Source organism: Stenotrophomonas sp. CASM106 (genome assembly GCF_049384825.1).
Taxonomy (GTDB): Bacteria; Pseudomonadota; Gammaproteobacteria; order Xanthomonadales; family Xanthomonadaceae; genus Stenotrophomonas; species Stenotrophomonas muris.
This window is the reverse complement of the sequence record NZ_JBMRFS010000002.1, coordinates 420,951-444,813: the sequence shown is the minus strand read 5'-3', so window position 1 is coordinate 444,813 and position 23,863 is coordinate 420,951. Positions and strand designations below refer to the sequence as shown.

At 67.5% G+C, this 23,863-nt stretch carries 22 protein-coding genes; 15 read left to right on the top strand and 7 right to left on the bottom strand.

Annotated features, from left to right (window positions below; all coding sequences use genetic code 11):
• Nucleotides 1–186: 186 nt before the first annotated feature.
• The 8 genes from lpxD to VG556_RS05755 all read left to right on the top strand — a co-directional run bounded on the left by lpxD (nucleotide 187) and on the right by VG556_RS05755 (nucleotide 10,219).
• Entirely contained in the window at nucleotides 187–1,209 is a 1,023-nt protein-coding gene (lpxD, locus tag VG556_RS05790; protein ID WP_014646493.1) for a UDP-3-O-(3-hydroxymyristoyl)glucosamine N-acyltransferase, read from the top strand.
• Nucleotides 1,206–1,664: a 3-hydroxyacyl-ACP dehydratase FabZ gene (gene fabZ / locus VG556_RS05785; protein ID WP_005415845.1), complete on the top strand. Its 459-nt coding sequence runs from the start codon at nucleotides 1,206–1,208 to the stop codon at nucleotides 1,662–1,664. The genes lpxD and fabZ overlap by 4 nt, the downstream gene beginning before the upstream one ends.
• Before the next feature lie 16 nt (nucleotides 1,665–1,680).
• On the top strand, nucleotides 1,681–2,472 hold the full coding sequence (gene lpxA, locus VG556_RS05780) for an acyl-ACP--UDP-N-acetylglucosamine O-acyltransferase (RefSeq protein ID WP_014646492.1): 792 nt from the start codon (nucleotides 1,681–1,683) through the stop codon (nucleotides 2,470–2,472).
• 53 nt (nucleotides 2,473–2,525) lie between these two features.
• Nucleotides 2,526–3,728: a lipid-A-disaccharide synthase gene (lpxB, locus tag VG556_RS05775; RefSeq protein WP_238381440.1), complete on the top strand. Its 1,203-nt coding sequence runs from the start codon at nucleotides 2,526–2,528 to the stop codon at nucleotides 3,726–3,728.
• Entirely contained in the window at nucleotides 3,725–4,384 is a 660-nt protein-coding gene (locus VG556_RS05770) for a ribonuclease HII (RefSeq protein ID WP_014646490.1), read from the top strand. Before lpxB ends, VG556_RS05770 begins: the two co-directional genes overlap by 4 nt.
• A gap of 237 nt (nucleotides 4,385–4,621) precedes the next feature.
• Complete coding sequence (dnaE, locus tag VG556_RS05765; protein ID WP_100449673.1) at nucleotides 4,622–8,212, top strand: DNA polymerase III subunit alpha; 3,591 nt, start codon at nucleotides 4,622–4,624, stop codon at nucleotides 8,210–8,212.
• A 64-nt stretch (nucleotides 8,213–8,276) separates the two neighbouring features.
• Nucleotides 8,277–9,146: a hypothetical protein gene (locus VG556_RS05760; protein WP_100449672.1), complete on the top strand. Its 870-nt coding sequence runs from the start codon at nucleotides 8,277–8,279 to the stop codon at nucleotides 9,144–9,146.
• A 113-nt stretch (nucleotides 9,147–9,259) separates the two neighbouring features.
• Nucleotides 9,260–10,219: an acetyl-CoA carboxylase carboxyltransferase subunit alpha gene (locus VG556_RS05755; protein WP_014646487.1), complete on the top strand. Its 960-nt coding sequence runs from the start codon at nucleotides 9,260–9,262 to the stop codon at nucleotides 10,217–10,219.
• 139 nt (nucleotides 10,220–10,358) lie between these two features.
• On the opposite strand, the gene VG556_RS05750 is transcribed toward VG556_RS05755, so the two are convergent.
• Nucleotides 10,359–10,814, bottom strand: a complete 456-nt coding sequence (locus tag VG556_RS05750; protein WP_014646486.1) for a CopD family protein — start codon at nucleotides 10,812–10,814, stop codon at nucleotides 10,359–10,361.
• Between the two features lie 149 nt (nucleotides 10,815–10,963).
• Between VG556_RS05750 and VG556_RS05745 the strand changes: the two genes are divergently transcribed.
• Complete coding sequence (locus tag VG556_RS05745) at nucleotides 10,964–11,554, top strand: class I SAM-dependent DNA methyltransferase (RefSeq protein WP_014646485.1); 591 nt, start codon at nucleotides 10,964–10,966, stop codon at nucleotides 11,552–11,554.
• Between the two features lie 93 nt (nucleotides 11,555–11,647).
• Entirely contained in the window at nucleotides 11,648–12,955 is a 1,308-nt protein-coding gene (locus tag VG556_RS05740) for a polyhydroxyalkanoate depolymerase (protein ID WP_014646484.1), read from the top strand.
• A 110-nt stretch (nucleotides 12,956–13,065) separates the two neighbouring features.
• On the opposite strand, the gene VG556_RS05735 is transcribed toward VG556_RS05740, so the two are convergent.
• Together VG556_RS05735 and VG556_RS05730 are read right to left on the bottom strand one after the other, a co-directional pair.
• Complete coding sequence (locus VG556_RS05735; RefSeq protein ID WP_014646483.1) at nucleotides 13,066–14,055, bottom strand: sensor domain-containing protein; 990 nt, start codon at nucleotides 14,053–14,055, stop codon at nucleotides 13,066–13,068.
• Complete coding sequence (locus VG556_RS05730) at nucleotides 14,052–14,417, bottom strand: PadR family transcriptional regulator (RefSeq protein WP_004150914.1); 366 nt, start codon at nucleotides 14,415–14,417, stop codon at nucleotides 14,052–14,054. Before VG556_RS05730 ends, VG556_RS05735 begins: the two co-directional genes overlap by 4 nt.
• A gap of 136 nt (nucleotides 14,418–14,553) precedes the next feature.
• Here VG556_RS05730 and VG556_RS05725 point away from each other — a divergent pair, with 136 nt between their 5' ends.
• Nucleotides 14,554–15,456, top strand: a complete 903-nt coding sequence (locus VG556_RS05725; RefSeq protein ID WP_100449671.1) for a peptidylprolyl isomerase — start codon at nucleotides 14,554–14,556, stop codon at nucleotides 15,454–15,456.
• A gap of 588 nt (nucleotides 15,457–16,044) precedes the next feature.
• Here VG556_RS05725 and VG556_RS05720 read toward each other — a convergent pair.
• On the bottom strand, nucleotides 16,045–16,917 hold the full coding sequence (locus VG556_RS05720) for a DMT family transporter (protein ID WP_049406973.1): 873 nt from the start codon (nucleotides 16,915–16,917) through the stop codon (nucleotides 16,045–16,047).
• 115 nt (nucleotides 16,918–17,032) lie between these two features.
• On the opposite strand from VG556_RS05720, the gene VG556_RS05715 reads away from it, so the two are divergent.
• Together VG556_RS05715 and VG556_RS05710 are read left to right on the top strand one after the other, a co-directional pair.
• A complete protein-coding gene (locus tag VG556_RS05715) occupies nucleotides 17,033–17,977 on the top strand; it encodes a LysR substrate-binding domain-containing protein (RefSeq protein ID WP_014646480.1) in 945 nt (314 codons plus the stop codon).
• Nucleotides 17,978–18,045: 68 nt separating this feature from the next.
• Nucleotides 18,046–18,339, top strand: coding sequence for a hypothetical protein (locus VG556_RS05710; protein ID WP_005408721.1), 294 nt, complete (start codon nucleotides 18,046–18,048; stop codon nucleotides 18,337–18,339).
• 31 nt (nucleotides 18,340–18,370) lie between these two features.
• Here VG556_RS05710 and VG556_RS05705 read toward each other — a convergent pair whose 3' ends face one another.
• Together VG556_RS05705 and VG556_RS05700 are read right to left on the bottom strand one after the other, a co-directional pair.
• Nucleotides 18,371–19,186, bottom strand: coding sequence for a DUF4349 domain-containing protein (locus tag VG556_RS05705; protein WP_032956827.1), 816 nt, complete (start codon nucleotides 19,184–19,186; stop codon nucleotides 18,371–18,373).
• Complete coding sequence (locus VG556_RS05700) at nucleotides 19,183–19,539, bottom strand: GFA family protein (protein ID WP_014646478.1); 357 nt, start codon at nucleotides 19,537–19,539, stop codon at nucleotides 19,183–19,185. The genes VG556_RS05705 and VG556_RS05700 overlap by 4 nt, the downstream gene beginning before the upstream one ends.
• Nucleotides 19,540–19,651: 112 nt before the next feature.
• On the opposite strand from VG556_RS05700, the gene VG556_RS05695 reads away from it, so the two are divergent.
• Together VG556_RS05695 and VG556_RS05690 are read left to right on the top strand one after the other, a co-directional pair.
• Entirely contained in the window at nucleotides 19,652–21,460 is a 1,809-nt protein-coding gene (locus VG556_RS05695) for a DUF885 domain-containing protein (RefSeq protein WP_032956825.1), read from the top strand.
• Between the two features lie 145 nt (nucleotides 21,461–21,605).
• Nucleotides 21,606–22,604, top strand: a complete 999-nt coding sequence (locus tag VG556_RS05690; RefSeq protein ID WP_100449670.1) for a polysaccharide lyase — start codon at nucleotides 21,606–21,608, stop codon at nucleotides 22,602–22,604.
• Nucleotides 22,605–22,613: 9 nt separating this feature from the next.
• Here the strand turns inward: VG556_RS05690 and agp are convergent, their stop codons facing one another.
• Nucleotides 22,614–23,837 (bottom strand): bifunctional glucose-1-phosphatase/inositol phosphatase, encoded by a 1,224-nt coding sequence (agp, locus tag VG556_RS05685; RefSeq protein ID WP_100449669.1) that lies wholly within the window; start codon nucleotides 23,835–23,837, stop codon nucleotides 22,614–22,616.
• Nucleotides 23,838–23,863 lie beyond the last annotated feature (26 nt).

The window sequence follows — 23,863 nt, the reverse complement described above, 5'->3', positions numbered from 1 at the left end:
AAATTGTCCAGAGGCGGCGGGTGGCCCTGGACAGGACCGTTGGCGCCATGGATGGCGCCATCGAGCACCATGGAGGGGGTTTTGCGTGTCCTGGCCAGGGCCACCCGCCGCCTCCCGCCCGTACCAGGCAGGCGCCAAGCCCTGCCCCCGCATGACCGAAATGGCGTCACACGTTAAACTCCCGCCGTGAATACTCCCACCTACACCGCCCAGCAACTCGCCGAGCAGTTCGGCCTGCAGGTCCATGGCGACCCCGCCACCGCCATCCATGGCGTGGCCACCCTCGCCCATGCCGGCCCTGGCCAGCTGACCTTCCTTGCCAACCCGCGCTACCGCGCCCAGTTGGCCGACAGCCAGGCCTCGCTGGTGGTCCTGCGTGCCGACGACGCCGAGGCCGCCCCGGGCACTGCGCTCGTCGCCAAGGACCCGTACACCGCGTTCGCCAAGATCGCCGCGCTGTTCGACATCGCCCCGACCCGCCCGCCGGGCATCCACCCCAGCGCCGTCATCGACCCCAGCGCCCAGGTGGCCGCCAGCGCCCATATCGGCCCGTTCGTTTCGGTCGGTGCGCGCAGCGTGGTCGGCGAGAACTGCATCATCGGCACCGGCAGCGTGATCGGCGAGGACTGCAGCCTGGACGCCGGCTGTGAACTGATCGCCCGCGTGACCCTGGTCACCCGGGTCACGTTGGGCAAGCGCGTGCGCGTGCATCCCGGTGCCGTGCTCGGCGCCGACGGTTTCGGCCTGGCGATGGACGCTGGCAAGTGGATCAAGGTGCCGCAGCTCGGCGGCGTCCGCATCGGCGACGATTGCGAGATCGGCGCCAATACCTGCGTCGACCGCGGCGCGCTGGAAGACACCGTGCTGGACGAGGATGTGCGCCTGGACAACCTGGTGCAGATCGCCCACAACGTGCAGATCGGCGCGCATTCGGCCATCGCCGGCTGCACCGGCATCGCCGGCAGCGCCAAGATCGGCCGCTACTGCCTGCTTGGCGGCCACGTTGGCGTGGTCGGCCACCTCGAAATCTGTGACAAGGTCGTGATCACCGGCAAGTCGGTGGTCCGCAACTCCATCCATGAGCCAGGCGAGTACTCGTCCGGCACCCCGTTGACCGACAACCGCACGTGGCGCAAGAACGCCGCGCGCTTCAAGCAGCTGGACGCATTGGCTCGCCGCGTCCTGGCTGCTGGCAAGGAGAAAGAATGAACGATTCGCTGCAGCTTCCGATCGATGTCTGCCAGATCCAGGAACTGCTTCCGCACCGCTACCCGTTCCTGCTGGTGGACCGGGTGCTTGAACTCGACGTCGAGGCCAAGCGCATCCTGGCGCAGAAGAACGTCAGCATCAACGAGCCGTTCTTCCAGGGCCACTTCCCGGGCCGCCCGATCATGCCCGGCGTGCTGATCATCGAAGCGCTGGCGCAGGCCGGCGGCGTCATGACCCAGCTCACGCTCGGCCGCGATGCGCAGTCCAAGCTGTTCTACATGGTCAAGGTGGAAAACGCCCGCTTCAACAAGCAGGTCGTGCCCGGCGACGTGCTGATGCTGGATGTGCAGATGAAGCGCCTGATCCGCAACATGGGCTGGTACTACGGCGAAGCCAAGGTGAACGGCGAAGTCGTCGCGTCGGCCGAGGTCATGTGCGCCGGCGCCAAGGGCTGATCCACTGGAGGCAGCAATGACTGACAACGCACCGCGGATCCACCCCACCGCCGTCATCGATCCGGCCGCGCGCCTGGCCGACGATGTGCAGGTGGGCGCCTTCACCCTGATCGGCCCCGATGTTGAAATCGGCGCCGGCACGGTGGTGGGCCCCCATTGCAGCATCCACGGCCCGACCCGGATCGGCCGCGACAACCGCTTCGTCGGCCACGCCGCGATCGGTGGCGAGCCGCAGGACAAGAAGTTCGCCGGTGAGCGCACCGAACTGGTGATCGGCGACCGCAACGTGTTCCGCGAGTTCGTCACGCTCAACCGTGGCACCGGCGGCGGCGGCGGCATCACCACCATCGGCAACGACAACTGGATGCTGGCCTACACGCACGTGGCGCACGACTGCCATGTCGGCAATTTCTGCGTGTTCTCCAACAACACCACCCTGGCCGGCCACGTGACCGTGGGCGACTACGTGATCATCAGCGGCTTCGCCGGTGCCCACCAGTTCTGCCGCATCGGTGCGCATGCCTTCCTCGGCATGGGCGCGCTGACCAATGGCGATGTACCGCCGTTCACCATGGTCGGTACCGATTCGCTGGGCCGCCCGCGCGGCATCAACAGCGAAGGCCTGAAGCGCCGCGGCTTCGACGCCGACCGCATCTCGGCCATCAAGCGTGCCTACCGCACGCTGTACGTGGCCGGCCTGCCGTTGGCCGAAGCCAAGCAGCAGCTGACCGAACAGGCGCGTGACAGCAATGACGTGAAGGCCATGCTGGACTTCATCGAGCACGCCGAGAGGCCCTTGCTGCGATGAGCAGCACGACCGGCCAGGCGGCGGCCGGCGCCGCGGTGATTCCGTTGGCCTCGATGGCCGGCAGCGTTCCCGCACAGCGGGTGCTCAGCGAGCGCCCGTTGCGGATCGCGCTGGTTGCCGGCGAAGCGTCCGGCGACCTGCTCGGTGCGGGCCTGGTGCGTGAACTGAAGGCGCGCTTCCCGAATGCCGAGTTCGCCGGCATTGGCGGCGATGCCATGCGCAGCGCCGGCTGCCAGACCTGGCACGATGCCAGCGAGCTGGCGGTGATGGGCCTGACCGAAGTGCTGCGCCACCTGCCGCGGCTGCTCAAGCTGCGCTCGGCGTTCCGCCAGCGCGCCCTGGAATGGCAGCCGGACGTGTTCATCGGCATCGACGCACCCGACTTCAACCTGGGCATCGAGCGCTGGCTGAAGCAACGCGGCGTGCGCACCGTGCATTACGTCAGTCCCTCGGTCTGGGCCTGGCGCGAGAAGCGCGCCGAGAAGATCGGCAGCAGCGCGGACCTGGTGCTGTGCCTGTTCCCGATGGAACCGCCGATCTATGCCAGGCACGGCATCGACGCACGCTTCGTCGGCCACCCGATGGCCGATGACATTCCGCTGCAGGGCAACCGCGAGGAAGCCCGTGCCGCGCTCGGGCTGCCGACCTCGGCCAAGGTGCTGGCGGTGTTGCCGGGCAGCCGCCTGGGCGAGATCTCGCGCCTGGGCGAACCCTTCTTCGAAGCCGCCTGGCAGGTCTCTGAACGCATTCCGGGCCTGCATGTGGTGGTGCCTGCCTCCAACCCGGCCTGCCGGCAGCTGATCGAAGAACAGCTGTCGCGCTCGGCATTGCCGGTCGCCTACTCGCACGTGCTGGATGGCCAGGCGCGCAACGCGATGATCGCCGCCGACGTGGTGGTGCTGGCCTCCGGCACCGCGACCCTGGAAGCCATGCTGGTGAAGCGGCCGATGGTCGTCGGTTACCGCGTCAACGAACTGACCTATCGCCTGGTCAAGGCGCTGGGCCTGATCAAGGTCGACCGCTTCGCCCTGCCCAACATCCTGGCCGGCCAGGACCTGGCGCCGGAGCTGATGCAGCACGACTGCACGCCGGACAGGCTGGCCGCGGCCATCCAGCAATGGTTCGACCACCCGCAGCGGGTGATCGACCTGCAGGACACGTACGTGCGACTGCACGAGCGCCTGCGCCGCAATGCTTCGGCGCGTGCCGCCGATGCCGTCGGCGAACTGCTGATGCGCGACCAGGCGCAGGCATGAGCCGCCGTCACGCCGCAGCGGCCAGCCTGGCCCTGTTCGACGGTGCGACGGTGGTCGAGCCGGAACGCCTGGTCGCTGGCGTCGACGAGGCCGGACGTGGCCCGCTGGCCGGGCCGGTGGCAGTGGCGGCGGTGGTATTCGATCCGTCACGGCCACGCATCAACGGCCTGGACGATTCCAAGCAGTTGACGGCGGCCCGCCGCGAGCAGCTGCATGACCGCATCATCGAGCGTGCCCTGGCCTGGCACGTGGTGCTGGTGGACGTGGACACCATCGACCGCCTGAACATCTACCAGGCCACCCTGCAGGGCATGCGTGACGTCGTTGCAGCGGTTGCCCATGTGGCCGGCTTCGCCCGCATCGATGGCAACGTGGTGCCCAAGGGCCTGGTGCTGCCGGCGCAGGCGCTGGTCGGCGGCGATGGCATCGACCGCGCGATCATGGCCGCCTCGATCCTGGCCAAGGTTTCGCGCGACCGTTACATGCAGGACGTGCATACCCGCCACCCGCAGTACGGCTTCGAACAGCACAAGGGCTATGGCACCCCGGCCCACCTGGCCGCCCTGCGCGAGCACGGCCCCTGCATGGAGCACCGGCGCAGCTTCGCCCCGGTGCGTGAGTGCCTGGGCCTGACGCAGGCGGCGGCCATCGCCTGAGCCTGCTGGAGTTGTAGAGCCGAGCCCATGCTCGGCTGCTGTGGACAGCCGAGCATGGGCTCGGCTCTACAGAAGGCGGCCTCCCGCACGCCTGAATCCGGCGCCACGCCGTGCCCCTGTCAAGCCTTGTGGCAACCCCCTGCCCTCGCTACCCTGACCGGGCATTCCAGCGCTTCCCGACCCCGGCGACGATCGTCCGTCAGCACCCGGGGCCCGCGCGCTCCAACCTGGTCCGGCATGTCCAACTCCCGCTTCGTACATCTCCACGTCCACACCGAGTTCTCGCTGGCGGACTCCACCATCCGTGTGCCGGCCAAACCGGACCAGGCGGACCCGAAGAAGGCCAAGCAGGCCAACCTGCTGTCGCGCTCGGTCGAACTCGGCCTGCCCGCGCTGGCGGTGACCGACCTCAACAACCTGTTCGCCCTGGTCAAGTTCTACAAGGCCGCCGAAGGCGTGGGCATCAAGCCGATCGCCGGTGCCGACGTGCTGATCGCCGAGGAAGGCCAGGACCCGTGGCGGATGACCCTGCTGTGCCGCGACCGCGAGGGTTACCTGAGCCTGTCGCGGCTGCTGACCCGCGCCTGGATGGAAGGCCATCGCCCCGAGGGCGGCGTGGCCGTGCACCCGGACTGGCTGAAGGCCGGCAACGCCAACCTGTTCGCATTGGCCGGGCGGCAGAGCCTGGCCGGGCGCCTGGCGCTGGACGGCAAGCATGAACTGGCCGAGCAGCAGCTGGCCGACTGGCAGCGCGTGTTCGGCGATGGCCTGCACCTGGAGCTGACCCGCACCGGCCGCGAGGGCGAGGAAGCCTTCAACCAGTTCGCGCTGATGGCCGCCGGCCAGCGTGGCCTGCCGGTGGTGGCCAGCAACGACGTGCGCTTCCTGTCGCCGTCGGACTTCAGCGCGCACGAAGCGCGCGTGTGCATCTCCACCGGCCGCGTGCTGGACGACCCCAAGCGCCCGCGCGAATACAGCGACCAGCAGTACCTGAAGTCGGCCGAGGAGATGTGCGCGCTGTTCGCCGACATCCCCGATGCGATCGACAACACGCTGGCGCTGGCCGAGCGCTGCAACATCGAGATGCGGCTGGGCACCTACTTCCTGCCCAACTACCCGGTGCCGGACGACGAGACGCTGGACACCTGGATCCAGAAGATGTCGCGCGATGGCCTGGAAGAGCGCCTGGAGAAGAATCCGCTGGCGCCGGGCAAGACCCGCGAAGAGTATTTCGAGCGCCTGGAATTCGAGCTCAACACCATCATCAAGATGGGCTTCCCGGGCTACTTCCTGATCGTGGCCGACTTCATCCAGTGGGGCAAGAACCAGGGTATTCCGATCGGCCCCGGCCGTGGTTCGGGTGCCGGTTCGCTGGTGGCGTGGGCGCTGAAGATCACCGATCTGGACCCGCTGCCGTACAACCTGCTGTTCGAGCGCTTCCTGAACCCGGAACGCGTGTCGATGCCCGACTTCGACATCGACTTCTGCATGGACCGCCGCGACGAGGTGATCGACTACGTCGCCCGCAAGTACGGGCGCGAGCGCGTCAGCCAGATCATCACCTACGGCACCATGGCCGCCAAGGCGGTGGTGCGCGACTCCGGCCGCGTGCTCGGCTTCCCGTACGGCCTGGTCGACGGCGTCTCCAAGCTGATCCCGAACATTCTGGGCATCCACCTGAAAGATGCGCTGGGCAAGGGCAAGGAAGGCCCGAGCTCTGAGATGGCGTCGGCCGAACTGATCCAGCGCTACGAGACCGAGGACGATGTCCGCGACCTGATCGACCTGGCGCTGCAGCTGGAAGACCTGACCCGCAACGCCGGCAAGCACGCCGGTGGCGTGGTGATCGGGCCCGAGCCGCTGAGCGAGTTCTGCCCGCTGTACGCCGAACACGACGAGAACGGCCTCGGCAAGAACCCGGTCACCCAGTTCGACAAGAACGACGTGGAAGAAGTGGGCCTGGTGAAGTTCGACTTCCTGGGCCTGCGCACGCTGACCATCATCGACTGGGCGGTGAAGGCGATCAACAAGCGCCATGAGCGCGCCGGCATCCCGCCGGTGGACATCGCCGCGATCCCGCTGGACGACACGCCCACCTACAGGGACATCTTCGCCAACGGCAATACCGGCGCGGTGTTCCAGTTCGAATCCTCGGGCATGCGCCGCCTGCTGAAGGATGCGCGCCCCGACCGTTTCGAAGACCTGATCGCGCTGGTGTCGCTGTACCGCCCCGGCCCGATGGACCTGATTCCCTCCTTCAATGCGCGTAAGCACGGCCAGGAAGAGATCATCTATCCCGATCCGCGCACCGAAGCCATCCTGAAGGACACCTACGGCATCATGGTGTACCAGGAGCAGGTCATGCAGATGGCGCAGATCGTCGGCGGCTACTCGCTGGGCGGCGCCGACCTGCTGCGCCGCGCGATGGGCAAGAAGGTACCGGCCGAAATGGCCAAGCACCGCGAGATCTTCCGCGAAGGTGCAGCCAAGGGCGGCGTCGATGGCCCCAAGGCCGACGAAATCTTCGACCTGATGGAGAAGTTCGCCGGCTACGGCTTCAACAAGTCGCACGCCGCTGCCTACGCGCTGGTCAGCTACCAGACCGCCTGGCTGAAACGCCATTACCCGGCTGAGTTCATGGCGGCCACGCTGTCGTCCGATCTGGACAACACCGACAAAGTGGTCGGCTTCCTCGACGAGGTGCGCAACCTCGGCCTGACCGTGCTGCCGCCCAAGGTGAACCAGTCGGCCTTCATGTTCGAAGCGGTGACGCCGGACACCATCCAGTACGGCCTTGGGGCGATCAAGGGCGTCGGCCAGGGTGCCTGCGAGGCGGTGGTCGAGGAGCGGCTGAAGGGCGGCCCGTTCAAGGACCTGCTCGACTTCTGCACGCGCGTTGGTTCGGCCAAGCTCAACAGGCGCACGCTGGAAGCGATGATCAACTGTGGTGCGTTGGACGAGCTCGGCCGCAACCGTGCCTCGCTGATGCTGCAGCTGCCGGAGGTGATCAAGGCTACCGACCAGATGGCCCGCGAGCGGGCTTCGGGACAGAACTCGTTGTTCGGTGGCCCGGACCCGAGCGCGACCACGATCCAGCTGGACCTGCCCGAAGCCGAGGAGTGGCCGCTGCTGCAGCGCCTGAACGGCGAGCGCGACACGCTGGGCTTCTATCTCAGTGGCCACCCGTTCGATCCCTGGCGCGACGATGTGCGCGATCTGGTCGGCAACGACCTGGGTTCGGTGGAGAAGATCTGGAGCGCCAACAGCGGTGGTGGCGGCGGCGGCGAAAAGCGCTGGCGCCCGGAAGTGCAGACGGTGCTGGCCGGCCAGGTGGTCGGCGTGCGCCGCAAGGGCGAGAGCCAGATCTTCATCCAGCTTGAGGACGGACGTGGCCGCGTCGAGTGCAGCGCGTTCTCCGACGCGATGGCCGAGTTCGGCCACCTGATGACCAAGGACCGCATCCTGGTGGTCAAGGGCGGCCTGCGCGAGGACGAGTTCAATGGCGGCTTCGCGCTGCGCATCCGCCAGTGCTGGGACTTCGATGAGGTCTGCGCCAACTACGCCACGCGGCTGTCGCTGCGCCTGGACCTGCGCCAGCAGCGCCCGGTCTGGGAGCGCATCGATGCGCTGCTCGACCGCCATCGCCCGGGACGGACGCCACTGCGCCTGGACCTGCTGCTGAAGGGGCCGCACGGCGGCGTCGCCGGCATGCTCGATGTGTCCGGGCAGAGCGCGGTACGCATCGATTCCAAGCTGATGGAGGCGCTGCGCGCCGACCCGGCCGTGCGCACGCTGAAGGTGCGCTACAGCCCGCCATGGGCCAGCTGAGGCTGGCTCCCTCACTGTCCTGTCTCCCCTGTTTCCCCGTTCCAAGTATCAAGGACGATTGCCGATGAAGACCCTGCTGTTCCCGTTCGCTGCCGCACTGGCCCTGGCCGCCTGCTCCCCGTCGAAGATCGAGTTCCAGATCGACAACCCGACCGACACGCCGCTGGCGTTGAGCATCGACGGCCAGGACCTGCCGGTGGCCGCACAGGGCTCGCGCCCGGTCTCGCTCGCTGTCGGCGAGCATCGCCTGCATACCGACAAGCTCGGTGATGTGCGCTTCATCGTCTACGTCGACGGTCGTGGCGGGCTGATCAATCCGACCCTCAGCGAGTACGTGATCGCCCGCGAGATCTACGTCACCGACGAGAGCAAGGTGAAGAACTTCGGCGTCGGCAACAGCGGTATCCAGCTCGGCGGCGTCGACTTCGAAGGCCCGTTCGAGAAGCGCCACGACCTGTTCATCGACAAGACCTGGACCTACGGCGTGCGCGAACCCTTCCCCAAGGAAAAGGTGGTGGCCCACGTTGATTCCAGCGGCGGCCAGATCGTGGCCAAGGTGTTCACCGCTCCCGACTTCATCGCTTACGTGGAAGAAGGCATGGGCGAGCCCGGCGCGTTCAAGCGCGAACAGCCAGGTGGCTACGTGGCCCCGGCCTACAGCCTGGAACCGGCCCCGGCCAGCCTGCCGGCGCTGGTGCCGGCCTTCGAGGCCCACGCCGCGCCCCTGCGCGAGGTCTATGCGCGCTGGCTGAAGGCCACCACCGCCGATGAACAGAAGGCCCTGCGCAAGCAGGATTTCGCCGCGCAGATGGCCTTCACCTCGGCCACTGCCACCCTGGGCAGCGGCCTTGGCCGGGAAGCCAACGAGGCCTACAACGACTTCGTCTCCCAGCGCAGCCAGTTGATTGGCCGCAGCGCCCTGGTGGTGCCCTGAGCTGACTGGCGCCCCCCGCCCGGCTGCGCTACCGTCGCCTTCCAGACGAAGGCGTACGGGTGGTTTGCACGCATTCGGCTAGAATTCCCCCCTTCTTTACACGACGGCTTCCGATGAATCCGAACTACCTCGACTTCGAGCAACCCATCGCCGACCTGGAAGCCAAGATCCAGGAGCTGCGCAACGCCAGTGCCGGGCCGGCGGTCAATGTCGAGGCGGAAGTGCACGCGCTGCAGGACAAGCTGCGCATGCGCACCGCGCAGATCTTCCGCAACCTGACCTCGTGGCAGGTGCTGCAACTGGCCCGCCACCCGTCGCGCCCGTACACCGCCGACTACCTCCGCGTCATGTTCGATGAGTTCCAGGAGCTGGCCGGTGACCGCGCCTTCGCCGACGACAAGGCGATCATGGGCGGCCTGGCCCGCATCAATGGCCGCGCGGTAATGGTGATCGGCCACCAGAAGGGCCGCGACACCAAGGAAAAGATCAAGCGCAACTTCGGCATGCCCAAGCCGGAGGGTTACCGCAAGGCACTGCGCCTGATGAAGATGGCCGAGCGCTTCGGCCTGCCGGTGCTGACCCTGATCGACACCGCCGGCGCCTGGCCGGGCATCGACGCCGAGTCGCGCGGCCAGTCCGAAGCGATCGCGCGCAACCTGATCGAGATGGCCGAGCTGAAGGTGCCGATCATCTGCACCGTGATCGGTGAAGGCGGCTCCGGCGGTGCGTTGGCACTGGGTGTGGGCGACCGCACCGTGATGCTGGAATACGCGGTGTACTCGACCATCACCCCGGAAGGCTGCGCCTCGATCCTGTGGAAGGACGCGGGCAAGGCCAAGGAAGCGGCCGAACAGCTGGGCCTGACCGCGCCGCGCCTGAAGAGCCTGGGCCTGGTCGACAAGGTCGTGCGCGAGCCGACCGGTGGCGCCCACCGCAACCCGACGCAGATGGCCAAGCGCCTGAAGGCCGTGCTGCTGAACGAACTGGACGCGCTGGACAAGCTGTCCACCGAACAGCTGCTGGAACAGCGCTACACGCGCCTGCGCAGTTACGGCACGTACGAAGCAGCCTAAGCCCGGTAGTGCCGGCTGCTGGCCGGCAACACGAGGTGATTGCAGAAATGAAAGAGCCGGGCATTTGCCCGGCTCCTTCGTTTGCGCCCTGACAGCATCCACGCATGGCGTGGATCTACCGGACGCAGGTGACCCCGCCTCAGAACGGCTTGGCCAGCACCAGCCACACGATCGGAATGAACGCCAGCAGCGGGATCTCGTTGATCCAGCGCAGCGCGCGCGACGACGGCAGCGCCCGGCCCTTGGCCACGCCCTTGAGCAGGCGGCCGGTCCAGCCGAAGTACACCAGCAGCACCACCACCAGCCCCAGCTTGGCGTGCAGCCAGCCGGCAGCTCCCGGCGCCACCATGGTCGGGAAATCGGGGATGACCTTGTAGCCCAGCCACAGCACCAGGCCGAGCAGGAACGCCAGGCCGAACATCGAGTGGCCGAAGCGGTACAGGCGCAGGCCCATCAGCTGCAGGCGCTCGGTCACCGCCGGCTGGCCCGCGGTCTCGGCCAGGTTCACCAGGATGCGCGGCAGGTAGAACACCGTGGCCATCCACGCCACCACGAACACGATGTGGAAGGTCTTGACCCAGTAGTAGCTCTGCATGCGCTCGCTCCGGCGGCTGGCGTAGGTTGGCGGCCATTCTCGCATGCCGTGGCGAAGCCGCCGCAGGCACGCCCGCCGCGACACATCGACGCATGGCGCGCCGCAACACCGTACGATAGGCGCCGTTTTCCCCGATCGCGCACCGCCCCATGGACAAGACCTACGACGCCGCCTACTTCCAACGCTGGTACCGCCGTGCCGACATCGGCGGCAGCGCCCGCCTGGCGCGCAAGGTGGCGTTGGCCGTGGCCAGCGCCGAGTACTACCTGGAGCGGCCGATCCGCAGCGTGCTGGATATCGGCTGCGGTGAAGGCGCCTGGCGCGCGCCGCTGCTGAAGCTGCGTCCGAAGGTCGAATATCTCGGCTTCGACAGCAGCGAGTACGCTGTGCGCCGCTACGGCAGGACCCGCAACCTGCACCTGGCCCGCTTCGGCGACTTCGCCTGGCTGCGGCCCTGCGCCCCGGTCGACCTGCTGGTGTGTTCGGACGTGATGCACTACGTGCCCGACCGCGAGCTGCGTGCAGGACTGGCCGGCGTGGCCGAGCTGACCGGCGGCGTGGCCTTCCTGGAGACCTTCGCCGCCGAGGACGCGTTCGAAGGCGACCACGACGGCTTCCAGGCCCGACCGGCGCGCTGGTACCGCCGCACGCTGGCCCGCCAGGGCCTGCAGCCGGTAGGGTCGCACTGCTGGCTCGGCCCCGCCCTGGCGGGCGATGCGGCCGCGCTGGAACGGATGTGAATCCGGATTCATTATTTTCAGCCGACTTAACCTGCGGGACACCCGGATGGGATATGCTGCGCGGCAACATATGACCATACATATTCGGTCGTCATGCTCTATCAACTGCACGAACTGACCCGCAACCTGCTCGCCCCCTGGGTGCACCAGGCCCAGGCCAACGCCAGATTCTTCGCCAACCAGGGCCATTGGTGGTCGCAGATGCCCGGTGCTGATCGCCTGGCGGCGGTCAATGAACTCTTCCACCGCATCGGCAAGGATTACGAGAAGCCCGAGTGGGGCATCAACGAAATCGACGTCGATGGCGAGCGCGTGCCGATCGTCGTGCACGAGGAAGTGAGCAAGCCGTTCTGCAAGCTGCTGCGCTTCAAGCGCCACAGCAATGAAGCCGACCAGCTGCACACCATGCTCAACCAGCCGTTCGTGCTGGTGGTGGCGCCACTGTCCGGCCACCACGCCACGCTGCTGCGCGACACCGTGCGCACGCTGCTGCGCGACCACCGCGTGTACGTCACCGACTGGGTCGACGCGCGCATGGTGCCGGCCAGCGAAGGCGAGTTCGGGCTGGATGACTACATCGCCTACATCCAGGAGTTCATCCGCCACCTCGGCGTCGAACGCCTGCACGTGGTGAGCGTGTGCCAGCCGACCGTACCGGTGCTGGCCGCGGTTTCACTGATGGCCAGCCGTGGTGAACCGACGCCGCGCACGCTGGTGATGATGGGTGGCCCGATCGATGCGCGCTGCAGCCCGACCGCAGTGAACAACCTGGCCACGCAGAACCCGCTGTCGTGGTTCGAGAACAACGTCATCCACACCGTGCCGGCCAGCTATCCGGGTGCCGGCCGTCGCGTGTACCCGGGCTTCCTGCAGCACGCCGGCTTCCTGTCGATGAACCCGAGCCGCCACTTCAGCTCGCACTGGGATTTCTACACCGACCTGGTCAAGGGCGACCTGGAAGACGCCGACGCGCACCGTCGTTTCTACGACGAGTACAACGCGGTGCTGGACATGCCGGCCAGGTACTACCTCGATACCATCCGCGTGGTGTTCCAGGACTTCCTGCTGCCGCGTGGCGAGTGGGTGGTCAACGGCGAGAAGGTCGATCCGTCGGCGATCCGCGATACCGCGTTGCTGAGCATCGAAGGCGAGCTGGACGACATCGCCGGCCTTGGTCAGACCGAAGCCGCGCAGGCGCTGTGCACCGGCATCACTGCGGACCGCCGTGAGCATTTCATCGTCGAAGGTGCCGGCCACTACGGCATCTTCAGCGGCCGTCGCTGGCGCGAGGTGGTGTACCCGAAGGTGCGCGACTTCTTCGCCGCGCATGCCGAAGCCCCGGCGGCGAAGGCCGCGAAGAAGAAGAGCAACGTCACCCCGTTGCGGCGCAAGGCGGGGTAATGCCCCGCCCGGGGTCGGATCCCTTTCCAACGGAAAGGGCTCTGACCCCAGCATGATGGGATCCGGGGTCAGAGCCCTGTTCTGCGAACAGGGATCCGACCCCTGGCCTGTTACAACCGCACCAGCAGGTTCTTGGCAATCAGCCCATGCAGCTTGCCGATGCCGCGTGCCAGGTGCATCGTCAGCACCAGCAGCAGTGCGCCCGCCGCAGCAACCGCGATCGCCACCAGCGGCGAGGCCGCCATCGGCAGCACATTCACGTCGTTGATGTACACGCCGGGGATGTCACCACTGAAGATCGCCGCGACCGGCGCCCAGATCAGGCTCAGCGACAGCGACAGCAGCGTCACCGCGATGGTGAAGTAGATCACGCCCAGCGGCAGCATCAGCACGAAGTACAGCAGCGTCAGCCAGGTACGGCCATCGGTGAACATGTCGCCGATGCGCTGCAGCCAGGTGCGGCTGCGGTCGGTGTAACGCGGGCGGCGCGGCATGCGCTCGCCCAGCAGCGCTTCCACCAGCCGTCCTTCCAGCAGCGCCAGCCCGCGCACCGAGCCGAAGAACAGCACGGTCAGCGGAATGCCGATGATCAGGATCAGCAGGCCCAGCGACAATGACAGGCCGGTCACCACCCAAGTGAAGAAGAAGATGCCGGTGGCCAGCGACAGCAGCATGTAGAACAGCGCACCGTAGGTGTGCGGATCGGTCACCACGCCGAAGAAGCGCGCCAGCAGCGAACGCTGCACCGGCGCCTGCGGCGGTGAGGCCGGCTCGACGCCACTGGCTTCCGCCGCTGCACGCAGCACCGGCGCGGTATCCGCACGCGGCGTACGCAGCGCGCGGTTCACCGTCACTTCGGTCTCGCGGTAGATGTCGGCCACTTCATCCGGCGCGCCATAGCTGCCGGCAACGTCGGCGATCACCTCGGCCTCGCTGCGGCCGGGCTGCGCCGCCAGCTCCGAGCGCAGGTATTCCTCGGCGTCGTACAGCGCGTCCTGCACCATCGCCGGATCGGCACCTTCCAGCGCCGCGCGCAGCTGCGCCAGGTACTGCGGGATGGTCGTGGGCAGGGCGCGGCCTGCCAGGCTCGGGTCGTTCATTGCGGTACCCCCTCCAACACGGAATCGACGGAATCGCGGGTGGCCTGCCAGGCCTGGCGCCACTGCGCCAGCACCTCGCGGCCACGTTCGTTGATGCGGTAGTAGCGCCGCGGCGGCCCGCTGCTGGAAGGTTCCACATGGCTTTCCAGCAGGCCGGCGCCCTCCAGGTTGCGCAGTACCGGGTACAGCGCGCTCTGCTTGCCGCTCAGCACGCCCTCGCCCACCCGCTCCAGCTCCTTGGCAATGAGGTAGCCGTACAGCGGCTCCCCGGCCCGGGCCAGCACCGCCAGCAGGGCCAGCGACACCGTTCCGGCGCTGAGCTCCTTCTGGAACTTCTTCAGGTGGACATCGTCCTCGGACATGACCGGCCCTCCACTACGTTGAAGTCCACAGTAGTGCGAAGTTCGGTATAGCGAATGTGTCGTTAGTCACTCTGCCGGTTGGCGCCGCTGCGCGGCTCGCGCAGAATCGAAGCCTCGTTCATGTTCCGGGGTTCCCATGCCGCACCGCCGTTGCCTTGCCCTGACCGCCCTCGCCCTGGCCTGCCTGCTGCCCGCCCTGGCCAGCGCGGCCACGCCCTACCGCAGCCCTCAGCAGATCCTCGACGCCTCGGCGGCCAGCGACTGGCGCACCCCGGACCCGGCCAACCTGCTGTACATGGACCTGCCGGCCGGTCGGGTCATCATCGAGCTGGCCCCGCAGTTCGCCCCGCGCCATGTCGCCAACATCCGGACCTTCGCCCACGAGCACTTCTGGGACGGCACCAGCATCTACCGCTCGCAGGACAACTTCGTGGTGCAGTTCGGCGATGCCGACGCCGATGACGCAGCCAAGGCCAAGCCGTTCGGCAGCGCCGCGCGCAAGTTGCCGGCCGAGTTCGAGCGCGCCAGCGCCGGCCTGAAGGTCACCGCGCTGCCGGACCGCGATGGCTGGGCCGCGCAGACCGGTTTTGTCGACGGCTTCCCGGTCGGCCAGGACCCGCAGGCCGGCAAGGCCTGGCTGGCACATTGCTACGGCATGCTGGGCGCGGGCCGCAGCAACGAGGAAGACAGCAGCATCGGTGCCGAACTGTACGTGGTGACCGGACAGTCGCCGCGCCAGCTGGACCGCAACATCACCCTGGTCGGTCGCGTGCTGAAGGGCATGGAACTGGTCAGCGCGACGCCGCGCGGGCCGGCGCCGATGGGCTTCTACACCGACCCGACACTGCGCACGCCGATCGTGTCGATCCGCCGCGCCAGCGACGTGCCGGCAGCCGAGCGCACGCCGATCCAGGTACTGCGTACCGACTCGAAGACCTTCGCCGATACGGTGGAGGCGCGGCGCAACCGCGTGGATGATTTCTACAAGCGTCCGGCCGGGCATATCGATCTGTGCAATATTCCGGTGCCGGTGCGCTGATGGTTTCCTGCGCGTGACGCGTGCTGAAGGTGCTTCACTGTTCATGGGCGTTACTTTTCTTTGTACGCAAAGAAAAGTAACCAAAAGAAACGCGCCGCCAGGTCGCGAGCCGCCGTGTTTCGCACGTCGGTCCCCTGCGCTTCTCGGTGAATCAGGGGACGGTGTGCACAAGGCAGCCGACTAGCAGTCGGCTCTACAGGACATCGGCACCTCTTCGCCCCTGATTCCCCTGCGATGCTCGGGTCGCTCAAGGCGGACCCAGTTCAAAGGCCACAGCTGCACCCAGAAGATCCACGCAATGCGTGGATGCTTTTGCTGTTGATCTTGACCTTCCAGTCCGCCTTGAGCGAGCCGAGCACCGCAGGTCTGGCGAGGGCGAAGAGGCGCGGGTGTCTGAGCGCAGCGAGTTCCCGCGCCGTCCCTCGACGGGCCGAGGAGCGCAGGGCACCGGTGCGCAGCACCGGCTCGCGGCCTGGCGGCGTGTTTCTTTGGTTACTTTCTTTGCACGAGCAAAGAAAGTGACACCTCTCCGCAGGCGCGGAAAAGAGCTGCCGGGCAGCGCCCGGCACTACCAGTGCGTCGGCACGCTCAGCCTTTCTGACTCACCGCCACGCTGCCCAGAATCAACACACCCGCAATCAACATCTGCACCGTCACCGCCTCCCCCAGGAACAACCACGCGAAGGCCGCGCCGAACAGCGGAATCAGGTAGGTCACCGTCGACGCCCGCGACGGGCCGATACGACCGATCAGGCGGTAGAACATCAGGAACGCCAGCCCGGTGCAGGCCACGCCCAAGGCAATCGCCGCGCCCCACGCCTTCAGTGGAATCGCCGCCTGCGGCCAGTGGGTCACCGCCATCGGCAGCATCCACAGCGAGGCACACGACAGCGTTGCAGCAGCGGCCGCCGCCGAGGGCAGGCCGGTCATGTGCCGCTTCACCAGGTTCACGCCCAGGCCGTACAGCAGCGAGGCCGCCGCACCAGCCAGCACTGCAGTGCCGATGCTCAGGCCCGAGACTTTGGCCGTGGCCAGTACCACCACGCCGGCGAAGCCGACCAGCAACGCGCCCGCGCGGCGCATGCCGATCTTCTCGCCGAAGAACAGGAAGGCGATCAGCGCGGCAAACAGCACGGTCATCGCATTGCAGATGGCGCCGATCGCCGCAGGGGCTCGCTCGGCCGCGTAGGCGAACAGCACGAACGGCAGCGCCGAGTTGATCAGCCCGATCGGTGCCAGCCACAGCCAGCGCCGCGGTGGGAACTGCGCGCGGGCACGCCACAGGAACGGCAGCAGCACCAGCGCGCCCAGCACCAGCCGCACCTCGACCAGCGCGAACGGGCCGAACGACGGCACCGCCACCCGCATGAACAGGAACGAGCAACCCCAGATGGCGCCCAGCAGGGTCAACTCCAGCGGTGTGCGCCAGTCGCGCTCGGCTGCCTGTGGGACCGCATTCATGCCTCGCCTCCGTCCATCGTCAATTCCTCGTCAAGGCAGACAGGATCGGGCGCAGACGCCTGCCGCACAAGCGCGTAGTATCGCTGCCAGCCACAAATATGGTTTGAGGCTCGACATGCAGCTACGCCCTTCCCTGCTCCCCGCACTGGCCGTGTTCGCGGTCGCCGCGCGCCACCAGAACTTCGCCCAGGCCGCGCAGGAGCTGCACCTGACCGCCAGCGCGGTCAGCCACCATGTGCGCCGGCTGGAAGAAGTGCTGGAAGTACGCCTGTTCCTGCGCCACGCCCGCGGCGTGCGCCTGACCGCCGAGGGCCGGCAACTGGCCGACGCCGCCAGCGCCGCCTTCACCGATGTTGCGGCCGTCGCCCATCACCTGCAGCCGGATGCCGACAGCGTGCCGTTGCGGATCACCACGCTGCGCTCGCTCTCCTACTGCTGGCTGCTGCCACGGCTGCCGCGCTTCACCCAGGCCCATCCGCACATCCGCATCGAGCTGCACACCGGCAGCGGCCTGGATCGCTACGACGACAATGGGCCGGAAGTCGGCATCCGCTACGGTCTGGGCCAGTGGCCGGGCCTGCGTGCGCAGCACCTGATGGACGACTACCTGTTCCCGGTGGCCTCGCCGGCGCTGGCCGGGGTCGAAGCACTGGTCGATCCGGCGCGCATCGCCGACCTGCCGCTGCTGACCGACCTGTCGCCGCAGGGCTGGCGCGACTGGTTCCGTCATGCCGGCGTGCGCCCGCCCTCGCCGCTGCCGCCGATGCACACCTTCGCCGACAGCACCGATGCGATGCGTGCAGCGGTGTACGGCATGGGCGCGGTGCTGGCACGTACCCACATCGCGCAGCCCTACCTGCAGCGCTACGAGGTGGTACGCCTGCCCGGCCCGGCGCTGAAGGCGCGCTATGCGTATCACGTGGTGCACGCCGAAGGACAACCGCCGAGCCCGGCCGCACGCCTGTTCATCGACTGGTTGCTGGAGCAGGCGCAGGACGAACGCACGCCGATTCCCGCATTGCCGGACAGCCTGCTCGGACGCCCGGCCACACGCGCCTGACTGCGCCCTCACCCGTTCTTTGCCCGGCGCTGGCTAGGCTGCAGGCAACTCCACAACGTACCTACGCCATGGCCATGCTGCGACTGCGCATCACCGGAACCGAAGACGACGCCCGCGCCATCAGCGACCTGCTGCTCGGCCTGGAGGGCATCGAACATGTCGAGGAAACCGACGACCTGATGCCGCACATGGACGACGACGATTCCAGTTCGGCGGGGCTGTCCGATGACATCGGCCCGGGCATCCACGAGCTGGAAGTGGAAGTCGGCAATGAAAGCACCGCGCAGAAGGTGCGCGACGCGGTGCAGGAACTGGCGCTGGAGCTGGATGTGTTCGTCGAGTACGAGACCGACGAGGGCTGACGCCGGCTCCCTGCCGGCATCAGCCGTCACCTCAGCGGGTGGGCGGCAGCGTGCGACGGCGGCGACGCCACCACGCCCGCACACCCCAGGCCACGACCAGGGCCAGCACACCCACCGGCAGCAACGCGGCGACGGCGCGGATCAGGAACGCAATGCTGCCGCTGAGGATGCTGCCCGACTCGCTCAGCGCCTCGCCGATCTCGCTGCGGCTGCGCTGGCCCGAGGTGGTGTCGAAGTGGATCGTCACCAGCTGGGTATCGATGCGCCGACGCTGCTGTGCGGCATCCTTGTTGGCCTGCTCGACGCCTGCTTCGATCTCCGACAGCCGCGTGGTGATCGCCATCAGGTCCTCGATCTTCAGGTCCTTGCGGTCCTGGTAGGACAACAGCCGCGCGTGTTCCTTCTCCAGCCGGGACTTGGTCAGCGCGGTGTCCGCTACTTCCTGCGCGAGGTCCTCCGCGCGCGTGTTGCGCGACTGCAGCGTGCCGCCCTCACCGGCCATCGCGATCAGCGGCTCGGTGCCCTTCGGCGCGATGCGCACCTTCACTTCACCGCTGGGCTGCTCGCCGCCGCGCTGGTCGACCTGCAACACTGCACAGTCGCCGAACTTCGCGCTCTGGCAGGCCTGGGCGATCTGCTGGATGCGCGGTGCGATCTGCGCCGCCTCCAGCTGCACCTGCACGTCATGTTCGTAGGCCAGGAATGCGCCTTCCGGCGAAGCAACAGCGGCATCGGCCGCGGTCGCGCCCGCCTCTGCAGCGCGCTCACCGTTCTTGGCGCAGGCTGCCAGTGCCAACAGCAGCACCGGCACTGCCAGCGTGCGCGTCCACGCGCACAGCGGCCTCACAGCGCGGCTCCGTTGTAAGAGGTCACCGAAAGACCGGCCAGATCGACCTGCGGCACGCAGCGAACGTTCACCGCCACCATCGGTGTGCCGGTACGCGGATCGATCGCTTCGCTGTAGGGGGCGATACCGCATTGGCGGCAGTGGTGGTGGTCGATATGCGCCTTGTTGAAGTGGTAGGTGGCCACGTCAGCCGGATCGGTGGCCAGCTGGAACGCCTCGCGCGGGGCGAACCACAGCAGGCTGCCGCGACGGCGGCACATCGAGCAGTTGCAGTCGATGACGTCGCTGATCGGCGCCTCGGCCTGTACGGTGAATGCGATCCTGCCACAATGGCAGCTTCCCTGGTATTCCATGTCCTGCGCTCCTTTGGAGGGTCCTTGAATCCGCCCATGGTAATCCTATGGCACGGGGACAAAGCAGCGACGGGGCCCTATGCTCAGGGTTTGACCCCGTACAGGAATGCCGATGCGCCCGCATCTTCTTGCCCTCGCCCTGGTCGCTGCGCTGGCCGGTTGCCAGCCTGCCGACGCCCCGACCAACGCTTCCACCCCGGCCACCAGCCAGCAGGCCGGTGACGCGGCGGTCGATGCCGCCTTCGCCGATCTGTCCAAGCGCGCCCTGGACACCTGGATGCAGCTGTCGCCGGTCAGCGCCACCCAGATCGGTGACCACCGCTACGACAGCGAACTGGACGACCTGAGCGCCGCCGGCCAGCAGAAGACCGTGGCCGCCTACAAGGCGCTGCTGGGCGAGCTGGACAAGATCGAGGTGGCCAAGCTGGGCCGCGAGAACCAGGTGGACGCGGCGATCCTGCGCAACCAGCTGCAGTCGGAAATCTGGAACGCCGAAGTGCTCCAGTCCGGCAAGTGGGACCCGCAGCTGTACAACGGCATCGCCGGCAGCGCGATCTATGGCCTGATGGCCCGGGAGTTCGCGCCGCTGCCGGAGCGCCTGAAGTCGGCGACCGCGCGCATGGAAAAGCTGCCGGCGATCTTCGCCCAGGCACGCGAGAACCTGGATCCGGCCCGCGTTCCGAAGATCCATGCCGAGACGGTGGCCAAGCAGAACAAGGGCATCCTCAGCATCGTCGATACCTTCATCACCCCGCACATCGGCGAACTGCCGCAGGCCGACCAGCAGCGCCTGCAGGCCGCCATCGACGGCCTGAAGAAGGCCGTGGACGAGCAGCAGACCTGGCTGGACAAGACCCTGGTGCCGAACGCCAAGGGCGACTTCCGCATTGGTGCGGAAAAGTACGACCAGAAGCTGAAGTTCGCGCTGAGCTCCTCGCTGTCGCGCCAGGAGATCGGTGAGCGTGCACGCGCCGAACTCAAGCGCGTGCGCGAGGACATGTACGGCATCGCGCAGACCGTACTGAAGGACAAGCCGGGTGCGCCGGAGATGCCGGCCCAGCCGACCGACGAGCAGCAGCAGAAGGCGATCGAGGCCGCACTGGAACTGGCCTACGCCGACAAGCCGGCGCGCGACAAGGTGGTCGATGATGCCAAGGCCGCGCTGGAGCAGTCCACCGCGTTCGTGCGCGAGCACGACCTGGTGACCCTGCCCGACGCGCCGGTGGACATCATCCTGATGCCGGAATTCCAGCGTGGCGTGGCCGTGGCCTACTGCGATTCTCCGGGCCCGCTGGACAAGAACCTGAAGACCTTCTACGCCGTGTCGCCGATTCCGGACGACTGGAACGAGAAGCAGGTCGACTCGTTCCTGCGTGAATACAACTCGCGCATGATCCACCTGCTGAGCATCCACGAAGGCACCCCGGGCCATTACCTGGAAGGCTGGCACTCGGCCAAGTTCCCCTCCACCCTGCGTGCGGTGCTGCGTTCGGGCCTGTTCGCCGAAGGCTGGGCGGTCTACACCGAGCGCATGATGCAGGAGCAGGGCTACCTCGACAACGACCCGCTGTTCCACCTGGTGCAGCTGAAGTTCTACCTGCGCACGATCTCCAACGCGATCCTCGACCAGGGCGTGCACGTGGACAACTGGGATCGCGAGAAGGCGATGCACCTGATGACCCACGACGCGTTCCAGCAGGAAAGCGAAGCGGCCGGCAAGTGGGTGCGCGCGCAGCTGACCTCGGCGCAGCTGCCGACCTACTTCGTGGGTGCGCAGGAACACTTCGACACCCGCAAGGCGGTGCAGGAAAAGCTGGGCGACAAGTTCAACCTGAAGGCGTACCACGACCAGGTACTGTCCTACGGCGCACCGCCGGTGCGTTTCGCACGCCAGCTGATGCTGGACCAGCCGATCGAGTGATCGAACCGGTGTGAGGTGAAACGGAGCGGCCCGGGCAAACCCGGGCCGTTCTGTTTGTGCAGCATCGCCACGCCATCGCCGCATCACATGCCGGCAACATGGCCGGGCGCATCGTTCGCCGGATTCCCCGTTACGCCGGTTTCCAATGTCTCTCCCCTTGCTTCGCCTCGCGCTGCTGCCCACGCTGCTGGCCAGTGCGGGTGCCTTCGCTGCCTGCCCCCCGCCGCCGCCCGGCCAGCCGGACATCCGCGCCCTGGGCTACTACACCGACAAGGCCGGTTCGGTGATCGACCCGGTACTGCACCAGCAGAACAAGGACGCAACCGCGCCGCTGGACCGCTATGCCGCCGACGTGGCACGCATGAGCGATGACTACCTGCGCACCGGTGACCGGGCGGCGGCGCAATGCACACTGGCCTGGCTGGGTGCGTGGGCCGACGACGGCGCCATGCTCGGGCAGATGATCCGGGTCAACAACAACCAGTCGTTCTACATGCGGCAGTGGATGCTCGATGCGGTAGCGATGGCCTACCTGAAGGTGCACGACCAGGCAGATGCCCGGCAGCGCGCGCGCATCGATCCGTGGTTGCAGAGGCTGGCCCGGGCCAACCTGGCGTACTGGAACAATCCGAAACGGCGCCGCAACAACCACTACTACTGGGGCGGTCTGGGCGTGCTGGCCACCGGACTGGCCACCGACGACGATGCCCTGTGGCAAGCCGGCCACGCCGCCTTCCAGAAGGGCGTCGATGACATCCAGGACGATGGCAGCCTGCCGCTGGAGATGGCGCGCGGGCAACGCGCCCTGCACTACCACGACTACGCATTGGCGCCGCTGGTGATGATGGCCGAGCTGGCTCGGCTGCGCGGCCAGGACTGGTACGCCAGCAGGGATCGCGCCATTGACCGCCTTGCCCGCCGCATCATCGAAGGCAGCAAGGACCCTGCATGGTTCAACGAACACACCGGCGTTGCACAGCTGCCCCTGCAGGCCAGCGGCTGGGTCGAGTTCTACCGCTTGCGCTCACCCGATGGCGGCCTGTTCGATGCCGCGCATGCACGCGGACCGTTCCGTTCCCCACGGCTGGGCGGCGACCTTACGTTGATGGCTGCGCAGGGCATCGTGCGCACGCCGCTGCGATAGCCCCCTGTTTCAGCGACGGGCCCGCTGTAGCAGCTGCTGGAACTGCGCACGGCTGCAGCCCTGCCGGTCACAGCCCGGCAAGGGCAGTGCGACGCGCCCCGGCGGCTGTGCCTCGTTCAGCGGCACGGCATCGCGCAGCTGCGCGGTGATCGGATAGACGTAGGCCAGGCGGAAACGCTCGCCACCGCCTTGGCGGTCACGCCAACGCTCGAACTGCAGCAGGCCACCGATCGGCGTCTTCTCGAACTGGCCTGGCAGGCTGTAGTCACCGATTCCTATCGCCGCCAGCACCGAACCGATATTGGAATCATGGCCGACCAGCAGGGTCACCTTCGGCGACGCCGGATCACCGAACGACGCATCCACGCGCGCCAACAGCGGAGCGGCCACGTCACGCGCCACCGCGGGTGTTCCGAACAGGATGTCCTGGTAGCGGTTGCGGATCTGCGCCAACGCCAGCCATTGGCCTTCCGTGTTCAAGCGGCCCCAACCTTCGCGCGGAACGCCACTTCCCTGGTAATGCTCCATCAGCAGGGCATCGACCAGACCGCTGGCCAGTGCCAGTGAACCCGAAGCGCGTGGCTCCTTGCCCGGCTCCGCATTGAAGGTCGTGTCGCCCAGCACCAGATGACAGTCGCTGCGCCCCGTACAGGCCGCCGACTGCGGGTAACGGGTAATTTCCTCCACCACGGACAGTGCGGGTGCCAGATCCGATGCTGTCAGCGCCTGCTGCATTGCCGCCAGCGCGCGCTTGCGGAATGCCGCGTCATCGTTGTGGATCACCGGGTCGAACAGCGGATCCATCGTCCCCAGCGCCATGCGCTGTTCGACCACAACATGGCAGCCCGGAAACGCACCGGCAATGAAGAACTGCGCGGTGGCCTGGGTACGCTGCAGGCTGTTGGCATGGGCATGGAAGTCAGCCGGCCGCGGGCAACCCGACGCCGGCAACAATTGCGCCTGGCGCAGCCACTGGCCGATGTAGCGCCCCATGTAGACCTCCAGCACGCCGCCCTTGGTGGTCAGCTCGCCGGGGCCTACGTCCCAGCGTGGCCAGCGTTCCGGCGTGGCATGGGCAAGGGCGCCCGACGCCACCACCGGCGCGCGCAGGTTGTGGCGGCTGAGCAGGACGACCTGCTCGAGCTGGTCGCCTTGCACCGGTGTCGGTGCCGCGGCTGCGGCCGTGGTGGCCAGAATGAGTGCCAGCAACAAGGAGCGTACGGGTCGGATCATGCAGGTCTCCGGAAACACGCTGGGGT

Coding starts and splice junctions, on each gene's coding strand:
- VG556_RS05715 (WP_014646480.1), top strand. CDS start 17,033: ATGCAGCTACGCCCTTCCCTGCTCCCCGCACTGGCCGTGTTCGCGGTC.
- VG556_RS05750 (WP_014646486.1), bottom strand. CDS start 10,814: ATGCAGAGCTACTACTGGGTCAAGACCTTCCACATCGTGTTCGTGGTG.
- VG556_RS05760 (WP_100449672.1), top strand. CDS start 8,277: ATGAAGACCCTGCTGTTCCCGTTCGCTGCCGCACTGGCCCTGGCCGCC.
- VG556_RS05695 (WP_032956825.1), top strand. CDS start 19,652: ATGCGCCCGCATCTTCTTGCCCTCGCCCTGGTCGCTGCGCTGGCCGGT.
- VG556_RS05720 (WP_049406973.1), bottom strand. CDS start 16,917: ATGAATGCGGTCCCACAGGCAGCCGAGCGCGACTGGCGCACACCGCTG.
- VG556_RS05735 (WP_014646483.1), bottom strand. CDS start 14,055: ATGAACGACCCGAGCCTGGCAGGCCGCGCCCTGCCCACGACCATCCCG.
- VG556_RS05740 (WP_014646484.1), top strand. CDS start 11,648: ATGCTCTATCAACTGCACGAACTGACCCGCAACCTGCTCGCCCCCTGG.
- agp (WP_100449669.1), bottom strand. CDS start 23,837: ATGATCCGACCCGTACGCTCCTTGTTGCTGGCACTCATTCTGGCCACC.
- VG556_RS05725 (WP_100449671.1), top strand. CDS start 14,554: ATGCCGCACCGCCGTTGCCTTGCCCTGACCGCCCTCGCCCTGGCCTGC.
- fabZ (WP_005415845.1), top strand. CDS start 1,206: ATGAACGATTCGCTGCAGCTTCCGATCGATGTCTGCCAGATCCAGGAA.
- VG556_RS05690 (WP_100449670.1), top strand. CDS start 21,606: ATGTCTCTCCCCTTGCTTCGCCTCGCGCTGCTGCCCACGCTGCTGGCC.
- lpxA (WP_014646492.1), top strand. CDS start 1,681: ATGACTGACAACGCACCGCGGATCCACCCCACCGCCGTCATCGATCCG.
- VG556_RS05755 (WP_014646487.1), top strand. CDS start 9,260: ATGAATCCGAACTACCTCGACTTCGAGCAACCCATCGCCGACCTGGAA.
- dnaE (WP_100449673.1), top strand. CDS start 4,622: ATGTCCAACTCCCGCTTCGTACATCTCCACGTCCACACCGAGTTCTCG.
- VG556_RS05745 (WP_014646485.1), top strand. CDS start 10,964: ATGGACAAGACCTACGACGCCGCCTACTTCCAACGCTGGTACCGCCGT.
- VG556_RS05770 (WP_014646490.1), top strand. CDS start 3,725: ATGAGCCGCCGTCACGCCGCAGCGGCCAGCCTGGCCCTGTTCGACGGT.
- VG556_RS05730 (WP_004150914.1), bottom strand. CDS start 14,417: ATGTCCGAGGACGATGTCCACCTGAAGAAGTTCCAGAAGGAGCTCAGC.
- VG556_RS05700 (WP_014646478.1), bottom strand. CDS start 19,539: ATGGAATACCAGGGAAGCTGCCATTGTGGCAGGATCGCATTCACCGTA.
- VG556_RS05710 (WP_005408721.1), top strand. CDS start 18,046: ATGGCCATGCTGCGACTGCGCATCACCGGAACCGAAGACGACGCCCGC.
- lpxB (WP_238381440.1), top strand. CDS start 2,526: ATGGCCGGCAGCGTTCCCGCACAGCGGGTGCTCAGCGAGCGCCCGTTG.